Source organism: Streptomyces sp. NBC_01465 (genome assembly GCF_036227325.1).
Lineage (GTDB): Bacteria > Actinomycetota > Actinomycetes > Streptomycetales > Streptomycetaceae > Streptomyces.
This window is the reverse complement of the sequence record NZ_CP109467.1, coordinates 7,243,221-7,259,450: the sequence shown is the minus strand read 5'-3', so window position 1 is coordinate 7,259,450 and position 16,230 is coordinate 7,243,221. Positions and strand designations below refer to the sequence as shown.

12 protein-coding genes and 1 riboswitch are annotated in these 16,230 nt (G+C 71.2%); of the genes, 5 read left to right on the top strand and 7 right to left on the bottom strand.

Features of this window, described 5'->3' with window-relative positions:
* Window positions 1-49 precede the first annotated feature (49 nt).
* From OG707_RS33935 to OG707_RS33905, 7 genes are all read right to left on the bottom strand, one after another.
* Complete coding sequence (locus tag OG707_RS33935) at window positions 50-1,843, bottom strand: gamma-glutamyltransferase family protein (protein WP_329125215.1); 1,794 nt, start codon at window positions 1,841-1,843, stop codon at window positions 50-52.
* 14 nt (window positions 1,844-1,857) lie between these two features.
* The gene (locus tag OG707_RS33930; protein ID WP_329125213.1) at window positions 1,858-2,853 is read right to left on the bottom strand and encodes an ABC transporter ATP-binding protein; all 996 of its coding nucleotides are present in this window, start codon (window positions 2,851-2,853) and stop codon (window positions 1,858-1,860) included.
* On the bottom strand, window positions 2,850-3,878 hold the full coding sequence (locus OG707_RS33925; protein WP_329125211.1) for an ABC transporter ATP-binding protein: 1,029 nt from the start codon (window positions 3,876-3,878) through the stop codon (window positions 2,850-2,852). The genes OG707_RS33930 and OG707_RS33925 overlap by 4 nt, the downstream gene beginning before the upstream one ends.
* Window positions 3,875-4,744, bottom strand: coding sequence for an ABC transporter permease (locus tag OG707_RS33920; RefSeq protein WP_329125209.1), 870 nt, complete (start codon window positions 4,742-4,744; stop codon window positions 3,875-3,877). The genes OG707_RS33925 and OG707_RS33920 overlap by 4 nt, the downstream gene beginning before the upstream one ends.
* Window positions 4,741-5,694: an ABC transporter permease gene (locus OG707_RS33915; RefSeq protein ID WP_329125207.1), complete on the bottom strand. Its 954-nt coding sequence runs from the start codon at window positions 5,692-5,694 to the stop codon at window positions 4,741-4,743. The genes OG707_RS33920 and OG707_RS33915 overlap by 4 nt, the downstream gene beginning before the upstream one ends.
* Window positions 5,691-7,196, bottom strand: coding sequence for an ABC transporter substrate-binding protein (locus OG707_RS33910; RefSeq protein WP_329125205.1), 1,506 nt, complete (start codon window positions 7,194-7,196; stop codon window positions 5,691-5,693). Before OG707_RS33910 ends, OG707_RS33915 begins: the two co-directional genes overlap by 4 nt.
* 262 nt (window positions 7,197-7,458) lie before the next feature.
* Window positions 7,459-7,905: an N-acetyltransferase gene (locus OG707_RS33905; RefSeq protein WP_329125203.1), complete on the bottom strand. Its 447-nt coding sequence runs from the start codon at window positions 7,903-7,905 to the stop codon at window positions 7,459-7,461.
* Window positions 7,906-7,999: 94 nt separating this feature from the next.
* Here OG707_RS33905 and OG707_RS33900 point away from each other — a divergent pair, with 94 nt between their 5' ends.
* From OG707_RS33900 to metE, 5 genes are all read left to right on the top strand, one after another.
* On the top strand, window positions 8,000-8,359 hold the full coding sequence (locus tag OG707_RS33900) for a S26 family signal peptidase (protein ID WP_329125201.1): 360 nt from the start codon (window positions 8,000-8,002) through the stop codon (window positions 8,357-8,359).
* A gap of 95 nt (window positions 8,360-8,454) precedes the next feature.
* A complete protein-coding gene (locus OG707_RS33895) occupies window positions 8,455-10,263 on the top strand; it encodes a methylmalonyl-CoA mutase subunit beta (RefSeq protein WP_329125199.1) in 1,809 nt (602 codons plus the stop codon).
* Complete coding sequence (gene scpA / locus OG707_RS33890) at window positions 10,263-12,443, top strand: methylmalonyl-CoA mutase (RefSeq protein ID WP_329125197.1); 2,181 nt, start codon at window positions 10,263-10,265, stop codon at window positions 12,441-12,443. Before OG707_RS33895 ends, scpA begins: the two co-directional genes overlap by 1 nt.
* 5 nt (window positions 12,444-12,448) lie before the next feature.
* Window positions 12,449-13,435 (top strand): methylmalonyl Co-A mutase-associated GTPase MeaB, encoded by a 987-nt coding sequence (meaB, locus tag OG707_RS33885; protein ID WP_329125195.1) that lies wholly within the window; start codon window positions 12,449-12,451, stop codon window positions 13,433-13,435.
* Between the two features lie 10 nt (window positions 13,436-13,445).
* A riboswitch (cobalamin riboswitch) is annotated at window positions 13,446-13,661 on the top strand.
* Window positions 13,662-13,824: 163 nt separating this feature from the next.
* Window positions 13,825-16,146, top strand: coding sequence for a 5-methyltetrahydropteroyltriglutamate--homocysteine S-methyltransferase (gene metE / locus OG707_RS33880; protein WP_329125193.1), 2,322 nt, complete (start codon window positions 13,825-13,827; stop codon window positions 16,144-16,146).
* Window positions 16,147-16,230: the final 84 nt, after the last annotated feature.

Genomic DNA, 16,230 nt, shown 5'->3' with positions numbered 1-16,230 from the left:
ACGAAGGGGCCGCTCCGGTACGTACCGGAGCGGCCCCTTCGTCATGGGCTCAGCGCCCGACCGCGTACCCCTGCATCCCGCGCGGGTTCGCCGCGGCGCTCAGCACGCCCGTGCGCGGGTCGCGGGCGACGGCGCACAGCCGCCCCTCCGACCAGGCGTCGCCGACCGTCACATCGTGGCCGCGGCGGCGCAGCTCCTCGATGACGTCGTCGCCGATGCGCGATTCGACGGTCACCGATCCGGGGCGCATCGCGCGCGGGTAGAAGGAGCTGGGGAACGAGTCGTTGTGCCAGTTCGGGGCGTCGACCGCGCCCTGGAGGTCGAGGCCTCCGCGTACCGACGCACGCAGCGCGACCGCCAGGAAGAAGTGCAGCTGCCACTGGTCCTGCTGGTCGCCGCCGGGCGTCCCGAAGGCCATCACCGGGACGCCGTCCTTGAGCGCGAGCGACGGGGTGAGCGTGGTGCGCGGACGGGCGCCGGGGGTGAGGGAGTTGGGCAGTCCCTCGTCCAGCCAGGCCATCTGGAGGCGCGAGCCGAGCGGGAAGCCGAGCTCGGGGACGACCGGGTTGGACTGCAGCCAGCCGCCGCTGGGGGTGGCGGCGACCATGTTGCCCCAGCGGTCGACGACGTCCAGGTGGCAGGTGTCGCCGCGGGTCGCGCCGTCCTTGGCGACGGTCGGCTCACCGGCACCGGCGACGATCCCCATGGCGTCGAAGCCGCCCTCGCCCGCGGCGATCGCGTACGCCTGCTTGCTGAGGCGCGGCTCGCGGCCCTCGGGGCTGCCGGGGCGCAGCTCGTGCGAGGCCTTGTCGCCGATCAGGGCGCGGCGCTCCGTGTTGTACGCGTCCGAGAGCAGCGCCGGCAGGGGCACTTCGGCGGCGTCGCCGTACCAGGCCTCGCGGTCGGCCATGGCGAGCTTGCAGCCCTCGACGAGGAGGTGGACGTAGTCGGCGGAACCGTAGGCCGGGAGCTCGTCGGGGAGGATCGCGAGCTGCTGGAGGAAGGCGGGGCCCTGGCTCCAGCCGGCGGCCTTGCAGAGGGTCCAGCCGTTCCAGTCGTACGTCGCGGGGGTCTCGTACGTCGCGGACCAGCCGGCGAGGTCGGCGGCGGTCAGGGTCCCGGTGTGGCGCTCGCCGCTCGTGTCGAGGGTTGCCCGGTCCGACTGGCGTACGAGCGCCTCGGCGATGAAGCCCTCGCTCCAGATCTTGCGGGCCGCCTCGATCTGCATGACGCGGTCGTCGAAGGCGGACTCCTCGATCACGCGGCGCCAGGTCGCGGCGAGTGCGGGGTTGCGGAAGAGCTCGCCGGGCTGCGGGGAGCGGCCGCCGGGGAGGTAGACCTCGGCGGAGGAGGGCCACTCGGTCTCGAAGAGTTCGCGTACGGTCTCGACGGTCTGGCCGACGCGCTCGACGGGGGCGTGCCCGTTCTCCGCGTAGTCGATGGCGTACTTGAGCACGTGGGCGAGGGACTTGGTTCCGTGGTCGCGCAGCAGGACCATCCAGGCGTCGAAGGCGCCGGGGACGGCGGCGGCCAGCGGGCCTGTGCCGGGGACCAGTTCGAGGCCGAGGGAGCGGTAGTGCTCGACGCTCGCGCCCGCGGGGGCGACGCCCTGCCCGCAGAGCACCTGCACCTCGCCGCCGGCCGGGGCGAGGATGACGGGGAGGTCGCCTGCGGGGCCGTTGAGGTGCGGTTCGACGACATGCAGGACGAAGCCGGCGGCGACGGCGGCGTCGAAGGCGTTTCCGCCGTCCTCGAGGACGGCCATCGCGGACTGGGAGGCGAGCCAGTGGGTGGACGACACCATGCCGAAGGTGCCTTGGAGGGTCGGCCGGGTGGTGAACATGCGGTGGTTCTCCGTCAGTTGGTGAGTGCGGATGCGGGTGCGGACGAAGCGTCGGGTGCGGTGCCGTCCTCGGCGACGAGGTGGCAGGAGACCTGGCGTCCGCCGTCGAGGGTGCGCAGCTCGGGGACCTCGGTGCGGCAGCGGTCCACGGCGAGCGGGCACCGGGTGTGGAAGCGGCAGCCGGCCGGGGGGTCGAGCGGGCTCGGCAGGTCGCCGTGGAGCACGATGCGCTCGCGGGTGCGCTGGGTGACCGGGTCGGGTACGGGTGCGGCGGAGAGCAGGGCCTGAGTGTAGGGGTGCTTGGGGTCGGCGAACAGCTCGGCGGTCGGGGCCTGTTCGACGATCTGGCCCAGGTACATCACGGCGATCCGGTCGGCGAGGAACTCGACGGCGGCCAGGTCGTGGGTGATGAAGAGGCAGCCGAAGCCGCGCTCCCGCTGGAGGTCGGCGAGCAGGTTGAGGACCGAGGCCTGGACGGAGACGTCGAGTGCCGAGGTCGGTTCGTCCGCGACGAGCAGGTCGGGGTCCACGGACAGCGCGCGGGCGATGGAGATGCGCTGGCGCTGGCCGCCGGAGAGTTCGTGCGGGTGGCGGTCGGCGTGTTCGGGGCGCAGCCCGACCTGCCCGAGGAGCTCCTCGACGCGCGCCCGCAGGGCGTCGCCCTTCGCCAGTCCGTGCAGCTTCATCGGTTCGGCGACGATCTGGCCGATGGTCATGCGGGGGTCGAGCGAGGACGACGGGTCCTGGAAGACCAGGTGGAAGTCCTTGCGCAGCGGGCGCAGGGCGCGCCGTGACATCCGGGTGACGTCGGTGCCGTTGATGCGGACCGTGCCGCCGGTCGGCTCGTCGAGGCGTACGGCGCACCGTCCGACGGTCGACTTGCCGCTGCCCGACTCCCCCACCAGGCCGACGACTTCGCCGCGGCCGACGGTGATCGAGACGCCGTCGACGGCGCGCACGGCTCCGAAGTGCCGGGTGAGATCGTCGAGTTCGAGTACCGGACCGTTCACCGTACGGCCTCCTTCGTCATGGTGTTCGCGTGCCAGCAGGCCGCCTTGTGCCGGGCGTCGGCGCCCGCCGTGAGCTCCACGGCCTTCAGACCGGGGCGGCGGGTGGTGCACTGCTCGTCGGCGAGCGTGCAGCGGGGTGCGAAGGTGCAGGCGTCCGGCTGTTCGGTGAGGCTCGGGACGAGCCCGGGGATCTCCGGCAGACGCCGCTTCCCGGCTTCCCCGTGGTGGGCTCCCGGCTTCAGTACGGCACCGAGCAGTCCGCGGGTGTACGGGTGGCGGGGTGCGGCGAACAGGTCGTCCACCGGGGCCTGTTCGACGGCCCGTCCCGCGTACATGACCAGCACCCGGTCCGCCGAGTCGGCGACGACGCCGAGGTCGTGGGTGATCAGCACGATGGCCGTGCCGAGGCGCTCGCGCAGCGACTGGAGGACTTCGAGGATGCCCGCCTGGACGGTGACGTCGAGGGCAGTGGTCGGCTCGTCGGCGATCAGTACCGCCGGGTCGCAGGCGACCGCGATGGCGATCATCACGCGCTGGCGCATCCCGCCGCTGAGCTGGTGGGGGTACTCGTCGATGCGCTGGCGGGGAGCCGGGATGCCGACCAGCGCGAGCAGCTCGACGGCCTTCTCCCTGGCGGCCTTGCGGTTCAGCCCCTGGTGCCTGCGCAGGACTTCACCGATCTGGCGCCCGATGGTGAGCACCGGATTGAGCGAGGTCATCGGCTCCTGGAAGATCATCGCGATGTCGTTGCCGCGGACCTTCTGGAGCTCCTTGTCGGAGGCCCCGGCCAGCTCCCGGCCACCGAGCTTCACCGACCCGGTGATGGTGGCGGTGGGCGGCAGCAGCCCCATGACCGCCATGGAGGTCACCGACTTGCCGCACCCCGACTCGCCGACCACCGCGAGGACTTCGCCGCGGCCCAGGTCGTACGAGATGTGGTCGACGGCGTGCACGGTGCGCTCGCCCGAGCGGAAGGAGACGGAGAGGTCGCGGACGCTCAGTACTGGCGTGGTGTCTGGGCTCATCGGGTGGCTCCACGGGGGTCGAGGACGTCACGGAGTCCGTCGCCGAGCAGATTGAAGGCGAGCGTCGCGGCCACGATCGCGAGGCCGGGGAAGACCGCCATCCAGGGCGCGGGCGCCAGGAACGACTGGGCGCTGGAGAGCATCACGCCGAGCGAGGCGTCCGGCGGCTGGACGCCCAGGCCCAGGAAGCTGAGCAGCGCCTCGCCGATGATCGCGGCGGGGACGCCGACGGTGGCCTGGACGATCAGTGCGGAGGTGGCGTTGGGGAGGATGTGGCCGAAGAGCACGGTCCCGTCGCCGCCGCCGTTGGCGACCGCGGCGGCCACGTAGTCGGCGTGCTTGAGGCGCAGCGTCTCTGCCCGGGTGATGCGGATGACCGCCGGGATCTGCGAGATGCCGATCGCAATGGTCGCGTTGGTGAGGGAGGGGCCGAGGATCGCGGCGAGTCCGACCGCGAGGACCAGGAAGGGGAAGGCGAGCATCGTGTCGGTGAGCCGGGAGACGGCGCTGTCGGCGAGCTTGCCGTAGTACCCGGCGGCCAGGCCCAGCGGTACGCCCACGAGGAAGGCCAGCAGGACGGCGAGGACGCCGACCTGCATGGAGGCCCTCGCCCCGTACACGACTCTGGAGAGCTGGTCGCGCCCGAGGTCGTCGGTGCCCAGCCAGTGCGACCAGCCGGGGCCGGCGAGCGCGTTGCCGAAGTCGGGCTGAGCCGGGTCGTAGGGCGCGATGAGCGGGGCGCAGAGCGCGACGAGCACGAAGACCGCCGCGATGATCCCGCCGGTGAGGGCGAGCCGGTTCCTGCGCAGGGCGCGGAGTCGGGCGCCGCCCACGGAGGTGCGCGGTATGCGTAGGGCTGTGGTCACTTGGCGCCTCCGAGCCGGATGCGCGGGTCGATCACCGAATACAGCACGTCGACCAGCAGGTTGATGAGGATGTACGCGGCGGAGGTGCAGAGCACCACGCCTTGCAGCGTCGCGTAGTCACGGGTGAAGACGGCGTCGATGGTGAGCTTGCCGAAGCCCGGGAGGACGAAGATCTGCTCGGTGACGACGGCGCCGGAGATGAGGTGTCCGAGCTGCAGACCGAGGACGGTCACGACGGTCACCAGGGAGTTGCGCAGGGCGTGGCCGCCGATGACCTCGCGCCGCGAGAGGCCCTTGGCGCGGGCCGTACGGACGTAGTCGGCGGACAGCGAGTCGAGCATCGCGGCCCGGGTCTGGCGCATCACGACGGCCGCGAGGCCCGAGCCCAGGACGATCGCGGGGAGCACCATGCGCCGCAGGTTGTCGAGGGGGTCGGTGCCGAAGGACACGTAGCCGGAGGCGGCGAAGACGGGCAGGGCGATGGCGAAGCCGAGGACCAGGACCATGCCGAGCCAGAAGGTAGGGATCGAAAGTCCCAGCAGGGCAATGGCGTTGGCGAACCACTCGGCGGGCTTTCCGCGCCGTACGGCCGCGACGACGCCCGCGCCGATGCCGACCACGACGGCCAGCAGGAGGGCGAGCGCGGAGAGTTCGAGGGTCACGGGCAGGGCGGCGCAGATGGCGTCCGCGACGGGCAGTCCCGTACGCGAGGAGGTGCCGAGGTCGCCGGTGAGCGCGTGCCCGATGTACCGCCCGTACTGGACGACGATGTTGTCGTTGAGCCCGTAGCTCTGGCGGACCGCGGCGAGCGCGGCGGGGCTGCGCTCCTCGCCCGCGAGGGCGAGCGCCGGGTCGCCGGGCAGGGCCCGGATGCCGGCGAAGACGACGACGCTGACCAGGAAGAGGGTGATGAGGGACTGGCGCAACCGCGTCAGCAGGTACTTCGTCACCGGGTGTACCCCGCAGTCTTCACTCGGACCAGACCGTCGCCGTAGACCTTGATGCCCGAGACGGACTTGGTGGCGACGATGTAGTTCTTCTGCCGGTAGAGGTAGATGAGGGCGTGCGCGTCCGCCACGCGCTGCGACAACTCACCGTAGATCTTGGTGCGTTGGGCGGGGTCGGCTGCGGTGCGGCCGTCCGCGATGAGCTGGTCGATCTTCGGGTCGGAGAGTCCGTACGCGTTCATTGCGCCCTGCGTCTTGAGGAAGCTGGCGATGTTGCCGTCGGGGTCGAGGCGCCCGGACCAGCCGCTGGTGAAGGCGTCGTAGTGCCCGGCGTCGGTCTCCTCCAGGAGGGTCGCGTACTCCATCGGCCGCAGGACGACGTCGAAGCCGGCCTCCTTGGCCATGGCCTGGACGACCTGTCCGACGCGGCTGGACTCGGGCGACGTCGACACCTTGAACTCGATGCGCACCGGGGTCTTCACCCCGGCCTCCTTCAACAGCCGCTCGGCCTTGGCGACATCGCGCTTGGGGCACTGGGCGGCGGGGACGCCGGGGGCGATCGCGGACTCGGGCGATATGGGGCCGCAGGCGGGCTCGTACATCCCCTGGAAGACGACCTTGTTGAGGAGGTCGCGGTCGATCGACAGCTCGAAGGCCTCACGGACGCGGACGTCTCGGGCGAGCGGGCTGTCGATCTTGCCGGGCTTCTCGCCGGTGCCGTTGACGTTGCCCACGTTCAGCCCGATGCCCTGGTAGCCCAGCGAGGGCGAGTTGAAGAGCTGGAGCTTGGACTCGGTGAGCGAGCTGCGGACGTCGACGGGGGCCATCTGGTCGCCGACCTGGATGTCTCCGGAGCGGAGATTGGCGAGGCGGATGCTGCCGTCGGGGATGGGCTTGTAGACGACCTTGTCGAGGTGGACCTGGTCGGCGTCGTAGTACTCCGGGTCCTTCTCGAGCACGATGCGGTCGCCGCCGACGCGCTCGACGAACTTGAAGGGGCCCACGCAGGAGGGGTGGTTGGTGAAGTTCTTCCCGTACTTCTTGAGCGCGGCGGGGGACATCACCATCCCCGAGCGGTCGGCGAGGACGCCGGTGAGCGGGGTGTAGGGCTGCTTGAGCTTCAGCTCCACGGTGTACGGACCGGTGGCCGCGACGCTCTTCAGCGGGGCCAGTTCGGTGGCGCGCGCCGAGCCGGGGAGGTCGCGGTGGCGCAGCAGGGAGGTGACGACGGCCGGTGCGTCGAGGTGGGTGCCGTCGCTGAACTTCAGCCCGGGGCGCACCTGGACGGTGACCGTGAGCCCGTCCTTCGACACCTCGGGGAGCGCGGAGGCGAGCTGGGGCACGACGGTGCCGCGCTGGTCGATGTCGTAGAGCTTCTCGCACATGGAGGAGAAGACGGTGCGCCCGACGAGGGTCTGCGCGAGGCTCGGGTCGAGCTTGTCGGGGTCGGCATTGAGCGCGACGGTGAGCGTGCCGCCGTCGCGTACGGGCCGGGTGTCCGTCATCCGTTCTCCGCCGACCTGGGTCGCCGAGGACTGAAGTGACGTACATCCGGACATGAGGGACACCAAGGCAACTGCCACCGGGGCAACCGCGTTTCGGCGCACGAGGAACTACCTCCCGCCAGGGATTGATCAAGGAATACCGCAGACCGTATTTCGCATACAGTCCACAGAACAAGTGCCTTGACCACATGCCGGACACCTCCGCGGTGAAGATCGCGTAACGGGGTGCGGCAAAAGGTGCATGCAGCACCGAAATGCCTCGTCAGCGTGCGTCGAACACCACATTCCTGAACGGCCAGTCAGTCGCGAGCCAGGTGCGGACCGCGTGGTGAAGGGGCTGGTCGAGGGCGGCACGGTCGGCTCGCGCCCAGGAACGGACCGTGGTGACGGAGGGGTCGTCCCAGTCGGGGTAGATGTACACGCAGCCGATCACGTCGTCACCGTCGAGCACGGTGAAGGTGAATCCGCGGCGCGCGGCGAAGTCTTCTGCGTGCTGCACGACATCGGCGAGGTTCTGCTCGGTGCTCATGCCGTCGGCGGGTGGCCAGCGCCGGGTGAACCCGGGAGTGGCGCGGATGTGCGCGATGCTGGAGGTCCAGGCGGCGAGGTCGCGGTCGTTGTGCTCGGGGCCCAGCGGCACGAGCCGGAAGCCGTCGGCGTCGAGCGCGAGCGGCACGACGAAGTCGTCGGGTACGAAGGAGTCAGCCATCTCCGCACGTTAACGGCGCACCGCGCGTGCCCGGAAACGGATATCGCGCGTAATTCGGTGGCACCGGCCGAGCCTCGTGCGCCACATTCGCCGTATGGGCGCATTGGATGCAGTGTCGGGCAGGGTCGCGGCCGGAGTCACCGTGACGTTCCGTCCCAGCGGGTCCTCGATGGTTCCACTGATACGCAGCCGTCAGCTGGTGGCCGTCGCTCCGGTCGACCCGTCGAAGGTGGAAGTCGGCGACATCGTGCTCGCCCGGGTCGCGGGAACCGTGTATCTGCACCTGGTGTCGGCCGTCGATCCGGCCCGGAGCAGGGTGCAGATCAGCAACAACCGGGGGCACGTCAACGGCTGGACGAGTCACGACCGTGTCTTCGGCATCTGCACAGCGGTCGACGGCACCACCCGCAAGGGCGCCGCGGGCAAATCGCCCGCCGCGCGCGACGAGAGCTGATCTCGTACGCGCAGATCCTGCCGCAAATCAAGGAGAACAAGGTCACAGGCGTTCACTCTGCCGCCCCTTTAGCGCGCTGACCTAGCATCCGGAGCATGACGGTCCTGCCTGACGACGATCTTTCCCTGGCCGCCGAGTTCCCCGCCGCAGCCCATGAACAGTGGCAGCGCCTCGTAGAGGGCGTACTGCACAAGTCGGGCAAGGACGTGTCGGGGCCGGCCGCCGAGGAAGCTCTGTCCACCGCCCTGGAGGGCGGGCTCACCACCCGGCCCCTCTACACCGCGCGCGACTCCGCACCCGATCCCGGATATCCCGGCTTCGCCCCCTTCGTCCGAGGCGGACGCGCGGAGGCGAACTCCGTCGGTGGCTGGGACGTACGGCAGCGGTACGCGGCGATCGGGGACGGCACCGTCCTGGCCGATCTGGAGAACGGCGTCACCTCGCTCTGGCTGGTCCTCGGCGAGGGCGGGTTCCCCGTCGATTCGCTCGGCCGGGCACTGGACGGTGTCTACCTCGATCTGGTGAGCGTGGCGCTCGATGCGGGAGCCGAAGTCGAGCCCGCCGCCCGGGAGTTGCTGCGACTGTACGAGGAGCGGGGCGTCGCCCCCGAGGCCGCCCGGGGCACCTTCGGCGCCGATCCGCTGGGCCACGAGGCCCGTACGCGCGAGACGTTCGACTTCGCGCCGGTGGCGGTTCTCGCCGCCGAGTGCGCGCAGACCTACCCGGGGCTGCGGGCGCTGACCGTGGACGCGCTGCCGTACCACGAGGCCGGTGGCTCCGCCGCCCAGGAGCTGGGGTGCGCCCTCGCCACGGGCGTCGCCTACCTGCGGGAGCTGACCGCGGCCGGGCTGAGCGCCGAACAGGCCTGCTCCCAGCTGGAGTTCAGGTACTCCGCCACCGCCGACCAGTTCCTGACCATCGCCAAACTGCGGGCCGCTCGCCGCCTCTGGGCGCGCGTCGCCGAGGTGTCCGGGGCGGCGGGCGCGGCGGCTCCGCCGCAGCACGCCGTCACCTCGCCGGTGATGATGTCGCGCCGGGACCCCTGGGTGAACATGCTGCGCACCACGGTCGCCACCCTGGCCGCCGGGGTCGGCGGCGCCGACTCCGTCACCGTGCTGCCCTTCGACCACGCCCTCGGCCTCCCCGACGCGTTCGCACGCCGCATCGCCCGCAACACCTCGACGATCCTGATCGAGGAGTCGCATCTGTCCCGGGTGATCGACCCGGCGGGCGGCTCCTGGTACGTGGAGCGGCTCACCGACGAACTCGCCCACGCGGGCTGGGAGTTCTTCCAGGAGATCGAGCGCACCGGCGGCATGGCCGCCGCCCTGCGCTCCGGCCGCATCGGCCAGGAGCTGGCGGACACGTGGGCGGCGCGCAGCGCGAAGCTCGCCAAGCGGCGTGAACCGATCACCGGGGTCAGCGAGTTCCCGGACCTCGGCGAGCGCCCGGTGGAGCGGGAGCCCGCACCCGCGCCGCGCTCCGGCGGACTCCCCCGCGTACGGCGTGACGAGGCGTACGAGGCGCTGCGCGCCCGCTCCGACGCGCACCTCGCGGCGACCGGCACCCGGCCGCGCGTCTACCTGGCCGCCCTCGGCCCGGCCGCCGCCCACACGGCCCGCCTCACCTTCGCGTCGAACCTCTTCCAGGCCGGCGGCATCGAGCCGGTCACGGACGGCACGTTCGAGGAGAGCGGCGCCTCCGCGGCCTGCCTCTGCTCCAGCGACGCCCTGTACGAGGAGCAGGCGGCCGACGCCGCCGCGACCCTCAAGTCGTCCGGCGCCCGCGAGGTGTTCCTCGCCGGCCGCCCCGGACAGTACGGCGACGTCGACTCCTATCTCTTCGCGGGCTGCGACGCCGTCGCCGTACTGTCCGCCACCCTCGACCGAATGGGCGTGTCCTGATGGCAATCCCCGACTTCACCGGGATCGAGCTCGGGGCGCCCGCCGCCGACGGCGGCGCCGACGAGTGGCGTACGGCCGTGAAGAAGGCGACCGGCGGTGACGACCTGCTCTGGGAGACCCCGGAGGGCATCGCGGTCAAGCCGCTCTACACCGGTCAGGACACCGAGGGCCTGGACTTCCTGGGCACCTACCCGGGCGTCGCCCCGTACCTCCGCGGCCCGTACCCGACGATGTACGTCAACCAGCCCTGGACGATCCGCCAGTACGCCGGATTCTCCACCGCCGAGGAGTCCAACGCCTTCTACCGGCGGAACCTGGCGGCGGGCCAGAAGGGCCTCTCCGTCGCCTTCGACCTGCCCACCCACCGCGGCTACGACAGCGACCACCCGCGTGTGACGGGCGACGTCGGCATGGCGGGCGTGGCGATCGACTCGATCTACGACATGCGCCAGCTCTTCGACGGCATCCCGCTCGACAAGATGACCGTGTCGATGACGATGAACGGCGCCGTGCTGCCGGTGCTCGCGCTCTACATCGTGGCCGCCGAGGAACAGGGCGTACCGCCCGAGAAGCTGGCCGGGACCATCCAGAACGACATCCTCAAGGAGTTCATGGTCCGCAACACCTACATCTATCCGCCGAAGCCGTCGATGCGGATCATCTCCGACATCTTCGCGTACACCTCGCAGCGGATGCCGCGCTACAACTCCATCTCCATCTCCGGCTATCACATCCAAGAGGCGGGCGCGACGGCCGACTTGGAGCTGGCGTACACCCTCGCCGACGGCGTGGAGTATCTGCGGGCGGGCATGGGCGCGGGCCTGGACGTGGACGCGTTCGCGCCCCGGCTCTCCTTCTTCTGGGCGATCGGCATGAACTTCTTCATGGAGGTCGCCAAGCTGCGCGCCGCGCGCCTGCTCTGGGCGAAGCTGGTCAAGCAGTTCGACCCCAAGAGCGCCAAGTCCCTTTCCCTGCGCACCCATTCGCAGACGAGCGGCTGGTCGCTGACGGCACAGGACGTCTTCAACAACGTGACGCGTACGTGTGTGGAGGCGATGGCCGCGACCCAGGGCCACACCCAGTCCCTGCACACCAACGCCCTCGACGAGGCGCTCGCCCTGCCCACGGACTTCTCGGCGCGCATCGCCCGCAACACCCAGCTGCTGATCCAGCAGGAGTCCGGCACCACGCGCGTCATCGACCCGTGGGGCGGCAGCGCGTACGTCGAGAAGCTGACGTACGACCTCGCCCGCAAGGCCTGGCAGCACATCCAGGAGGTCGAGGCGGCGGGCGGCATGGCCAAGGCCATCGACGCCGGCATCCCCAAGCTGCGCATCGAGGAGGCCGCGGCCCGCACCCAGGCCCGTATCGACTCCGGGCGCCAGCCGGTCATCGGCGTCAACAAGTACCGGGTGGAGAGCGACGAGCAGATCGACGTGCGCGCGGTCGACAACTCCTCCGTGCGCGGCCAGCAGATCGAGAAGCTGCGGCGGCTGCGCGAGGAGCGCGACGAGAACGCCTGCCAGGACGCGCTGCGCGCCCTGACGCACGCCGCCGGATCCGCCGAGGGAAATCTGCTCGAGCTGGCAGTGAACGCGGCCCGTGCGATGGCCACCGTCGGGGAGATCTCCGACGCCCTGGAGAAGGTGTACGGACGGCACTCCAGCCAGATCCGTACGATCTCCGGTGTGTACCGCAACGAAGCCGGCGAGTCCCCGTCCGTCGAGCGCACCCGCACCCTCGTGGGCTCCTTCGAGGAGGCCGAGGGCCGGCGCCCGCGCATCCTGGTCGCCAAGATGGGCCAGGACGGTCACGACCGCGGCCAGAAGGTGATCGCCACGGCCTTCGCCGACCTGGGCTTCGACGTGGACGTGGGCCCGCTGTTCCAGACCCCGGGCGAGGTCGCCCGCCAGGCCGTCGAGGCGGACGTGCACATCGTCGGGGTGTCGTCGCTGGCCGCAGGTCACCTCACGCTCGTGCCCGCGCTGCGCGAGGAACTCGCCGCGGAGGGCCGCGAGGACATCATGGTCGTGGTCGGCGGGGTGATCCCGCCGCAGGACGTTCCGACGCTCCTGGAGATGGGCGCGGCCGCGGTCTTCCCGCCCGGCACGGTCATCCCGGACGCGGCGTACGACCTGGTGCAGCGGCTGGGCGCCGATCTCGGACACGGCGGCCTCTGAACCCGATGGCGATCGACCTCGACACCTATGTGAAGGGTGTGCTCGACGGGAAGCGTGCGCAGATCGCGCGCGCCGTGACGCTCGTCGAGTCCACCAGGCCCGATCACCGGGCGCTGGCCCAGGAGTTGCTGACGCGGCTGCTGCCGCACAGCGGCCGGGCCCGGCGGATCGGCATCAGCGGGGTGCCCGGCGTCGGCAAGTCGACGTTCATCGACGCGCTCGGCACGATGCTCACGGGGCTCGGCCACCGGGTCGCGGTCCTGGCCGTCGATCCGTCGTCGAGCCGTACGGGCGGGTCGATCCTGGGTGACAAGACCCGGATGGAGCGACTCGCTGTCGACCCTTCGGCGTTCGTACGTCCGTCTCCGACGGCGGGGACCCTGGGCGGCGTCGCCAAGGCCACCCGCGAGTCGATCGTGGTGATGGAGGCGGCGGGGTACGACGTCGTCCTGGTGGAGACGGTCGGTGTCGGCCAGTCCGAGACGGCGGTCGCGAACATGGTCGACTCCTTCCTGCTGCTGACGCTGGCCCGCACCGGGGACCAGCTGCAGGGCATCAAGAAGGGCGTCCTGGAGCTGGCGGACGTGATCGCCGTCAACAAGGCGGACGGTCCGCACGAGCGCGACGCGCGTGCCGCGGGCCGCGAACTGGCAGGCGCCCTGCGGCTGATGCACCCCTCCGACGCGGCCTGGACTCCACCCGTACTGAGCTGCAGCGCCCGCGAGTCGACCGGCCTGGACACCGTCTGGGAGCGCCTCGAACAACATCGCGACCTGCTGGATTCGACCGGCAGGCTCGCCGCGAAGCGCCGCGACCAGCAGGTCGACTGGACGTGGACGATGGTCCGCGACGAGCTGCTGCGCCGGCTGCACGCGGATCCGTCCGTACGCACTCTCGCACCCGGCCTCGAACAACAGGTCAGGGACGGCGAGTTGACGGCCACGCTCGCCGCGGAGAGCATCCTGCGGGCCTTCGGTCACGACGCTGTCTGAGCCGTCGGCTACGCTGGGCGGTGCAGCTGGTTCGCCCTGTCAGCCGGACAGACGCGTCGTAAGAGGGAACCCGGTGGGAATCCGGGACTGCCCCGCAGCGGTGAGTGGGAACGACCGCCGTCATACGCACTGGATCCGCCCGGATCCGGGAAGCGACGGCCAGTAGGAATCTGCCCCGGCAGATGTGCCCGCGAGTCCGAAGACCTGCCCGCTGCCCGTACGTGAACCCTTGCGTGCGGACATCCCGGTGACCTCGTGGGCGGGTCGGCGTACATCCAGGCGGGGACCGTGCCGTTCGGCGCGTGTCCGGTCCGCCCGGTTCGTCATCCCTTCGCGTCCGCGTCCCGTCTCCGGGGTGCTCAGGAGTCATCTCGCGAAGGAGATTTCCCGTGACAACCAAGCCCGCAGCCGCGGCAGCACAGGCCACCGTGTACGGCTTCCCCCGCCAGGGACAGCACCGTGAGCTGAAGAAGGCAGTCGAGGGGTACTGGAAGGGCCGCGTCACCGCCGACGCCCTCCGGCAGACCGCCGCCGACCTGCGCGCCTCCACCTGGCGGCAGCTCGCCGAAGCCGGCCTCCACGAAGTCCCGACCGGCGACTTCTCGTACTACGACCACGTCCTGGACACCAGCGTCATGGTCGGCGCCGTCCCCGCCCGCCACCGCGACGCCGTCGCCGCCGACCCGCTCGACGGGTACTTCGCGATGGCGCGCGGCACCCAGGACGTGGCCCCGCTCGAAATGACCAAGTGGTTCGACACCAACTACCACTACCTCGTACCGGAGTTGGGCCCCGACACCGTCTTCACCGCCGACTCCACGAAGCAGGTCGCCGAGCTCAGGGAGGCCCTCGCGCTCGGCGTGGCGGCGGCCCGCCCGGTCCTGGTGGGTCCGGTGACGTACCTCCTGCTGGCGAAGCCCGCCCCCGGGGTCGCACCCGACTTCGAGCCGCTCACGCTCCTGGACCGGCTGCTGCCCGTGTACGCCGAGGTCCTCTCCGATCTGCGCGCGGCCGGGGCCGAGTGGGTGCAGCTGGACGAACCGGCCCTGGTCCAGGACCGCACTCCGGCCGAACTGAACGCCGCAGCCCGCACGTACCGCGACCTGGGCACCCGCGCCGACCGGCCGAAGCTCCTGGTCGCCTCCTATTTCGACCGTCTCGGCGACGCGCTGCCCGTTCTCGCCAAGGCCCCGGTGGAGGGTCTCGCGCTCGACTTCACCGAGGCCGCCGCCGCCAATCTGCAGGACCTGGCCGCCGCGGGCGGTCTTCCCGGGAAGCGTCTGGTCGCGGGCGTCGTCAACGGCCGCAACATCTGGATCAACGACTTCGAGAAGTCCCTGGCCACCCTCGGCACCCTGCTCGGCCTCGCCGACCGGGTGGACGTGGCGGCGTCCTGCTCGCTGCTGCACGTGCCGATCGACGCGACGGCCGAGCGGGACATCGACCCGCAGATCCTCCGCTGGCTCGCCTTCGCCCGCCAGAAGACGGCCGAGATCGTGACGCTCGCCCGCGGCCTCTCCCGGGACACGGGCGCGATCACCGCCGAACTCGCCGCGAACCGGGCCGACTTGGCCTCACGTGCACACTCCCCCATCACCCGGGACCCGGCCGTCCGGGCGCGTGCAGCGGCGGTCACCGATGCGGACGGCCGCCGCTCGGAACCGTACGAGAGGCGCGCCGAAGCCCAGCGCGCCCACCTCGGCCTGCCGCTGCTCCCGACCACCACGATCGGCTCCTTCCCGCAGACCGCCGAGCTGCGCACCGCCCGCGCCGATCTGCGCGCGGGCCGCATCGACACGGTCGGCTACGAGGAGCGCATCGGGGCCGAGATCCGCGAGGTCCTCGCCTTCCAGGAGAAGGCCGGAATCGACGTCCTGGTCCACGGCGAGCCCGAACGCAACGACATGGTGCAGTACTTCGCCGAGCAGCTGACCGGGTATCTCGCGACGCAGCACGGCTGGGTCCAGTCGTACGGCACCCGGTACGTACGCCCGCCGGTCCTGGCCGGTGACATCTCGCGGCCGGAGCCGATGACGGTGCGCTGGACTTCGTACGCGAACTCGCTCACCGACCGCCCGGTGAAGGGCATGCTGACCGGCCCGGTGACGATGCTCGCCTGGTCCTTCGTCCGCGACGACCAGCCGCTCGGCGACACCGCGCGCCAGGTCGCGCTCGCCCTGCGCGACGAGGTCAACGACCTCGAGGCGGCGGGCACTTCGGTCATCCAGGTCGACGAGCCCGCCCTGCGCGAGACCCTGCCGCTGCGCGCCGCCGGCCACCCCGCCTACCTGGACTGGGCGACCGAGTCCTTCCGCCTCACCACCGGCGGCGTACGACCGGCCACCCAGATCCACACGCACATGTGCTACGCCGAGTTCGGCGACATCGTCCAGGCCATCGACGACCTCGACGCCGACGTCATCAGCCTGGAGGCCGCCCGCTCCCACATGCAGGTGGCCCGCGAACTGGCGGCGCACGGATACCCGCGCGAGGCGGGCCCCGGCATCTACGACATCCACTCCCCGCGCGTGCCCTCCGCCGAGGAGGCGGCAGCCCTGCTCCGCACGGGACTTGAGGCCATCCCCGCGCAGCGGCTCTGGGTCAACCCCGACTGCGGCCTGAAGACCCGCGGCTGGCCCGAGACCCGCGCATCCCTGGAGAACCTGGTCGCCGCCGCCCGCACGGTGCGTGCGGAACTGCCGAACTCCTGAGGTGACCGAAGGGCCGAGAGGGGGAATCGAAAGAACCGCCTCTCGGCCCTTTGGGGCGAAATATCCGACTCGGTTACCGTAGGG

Excerpts from the sequence above, each read along its gene's own strand:
- OG707_RS33935 (WP_329125215.1), bottom strand. The coding sequence starts at position 1,843 with ATGTTCACCACCCGGCCGACCCTCCAAGGCACCTTCGGCATGGTGTCG.
- OG707_RS33925 (WP_329125211.1), bottom strand. The coding sequence starts at position 3,878 with ATGAGCCCAGACACCACGCCAGTACTGAGCGTCCGCGACCTCTCCGTC.
- OG707_RS33910 (WP_329125205.1), bottom strand. The coding sequence starts at position 7,196 with ATGACGGACACCCGGCCCGTACGCGACGGCGGCACGCTCACCGTCGCG.
- OG707_RS33905 (WP_329125203.1), bottom strand. The coding sequence starts at position 7,905 with ATGGCTGACTCCTTCGTACCCGACGACTTCGTCGTGCCGCTCGCGCTC.
- OG707_RS33900 (WP_329125201.1), top strand. The coding sequence starts at position 8,000 with ATGGGCGCATTGGATGCAGTGTCGGGCAGGGTCGCGGCCGGAGTCACC.
- OG707_RS33895 (WP_329125199.1), top strand. The coding sequence starts at position 8,455 with ATGACGGTCCTGCCTGACGACGATCTTTCCCTGGCCGCCGAGTTCCCC.
- scpA (WP_329125197.1), top strand. The coding sequence starts at position 10,263 with ATGGCAATCCCCGACTTCACCGGGATCGAGCTCGGGGCGCCCGCCGCC.
- meaB (WP_329125195.1), top strand. The coding sequence starts at position 12,449 with ATGGCGATCGACCTCGACACCTATGTGAAGGGTGTGCTCGACGGGAAG.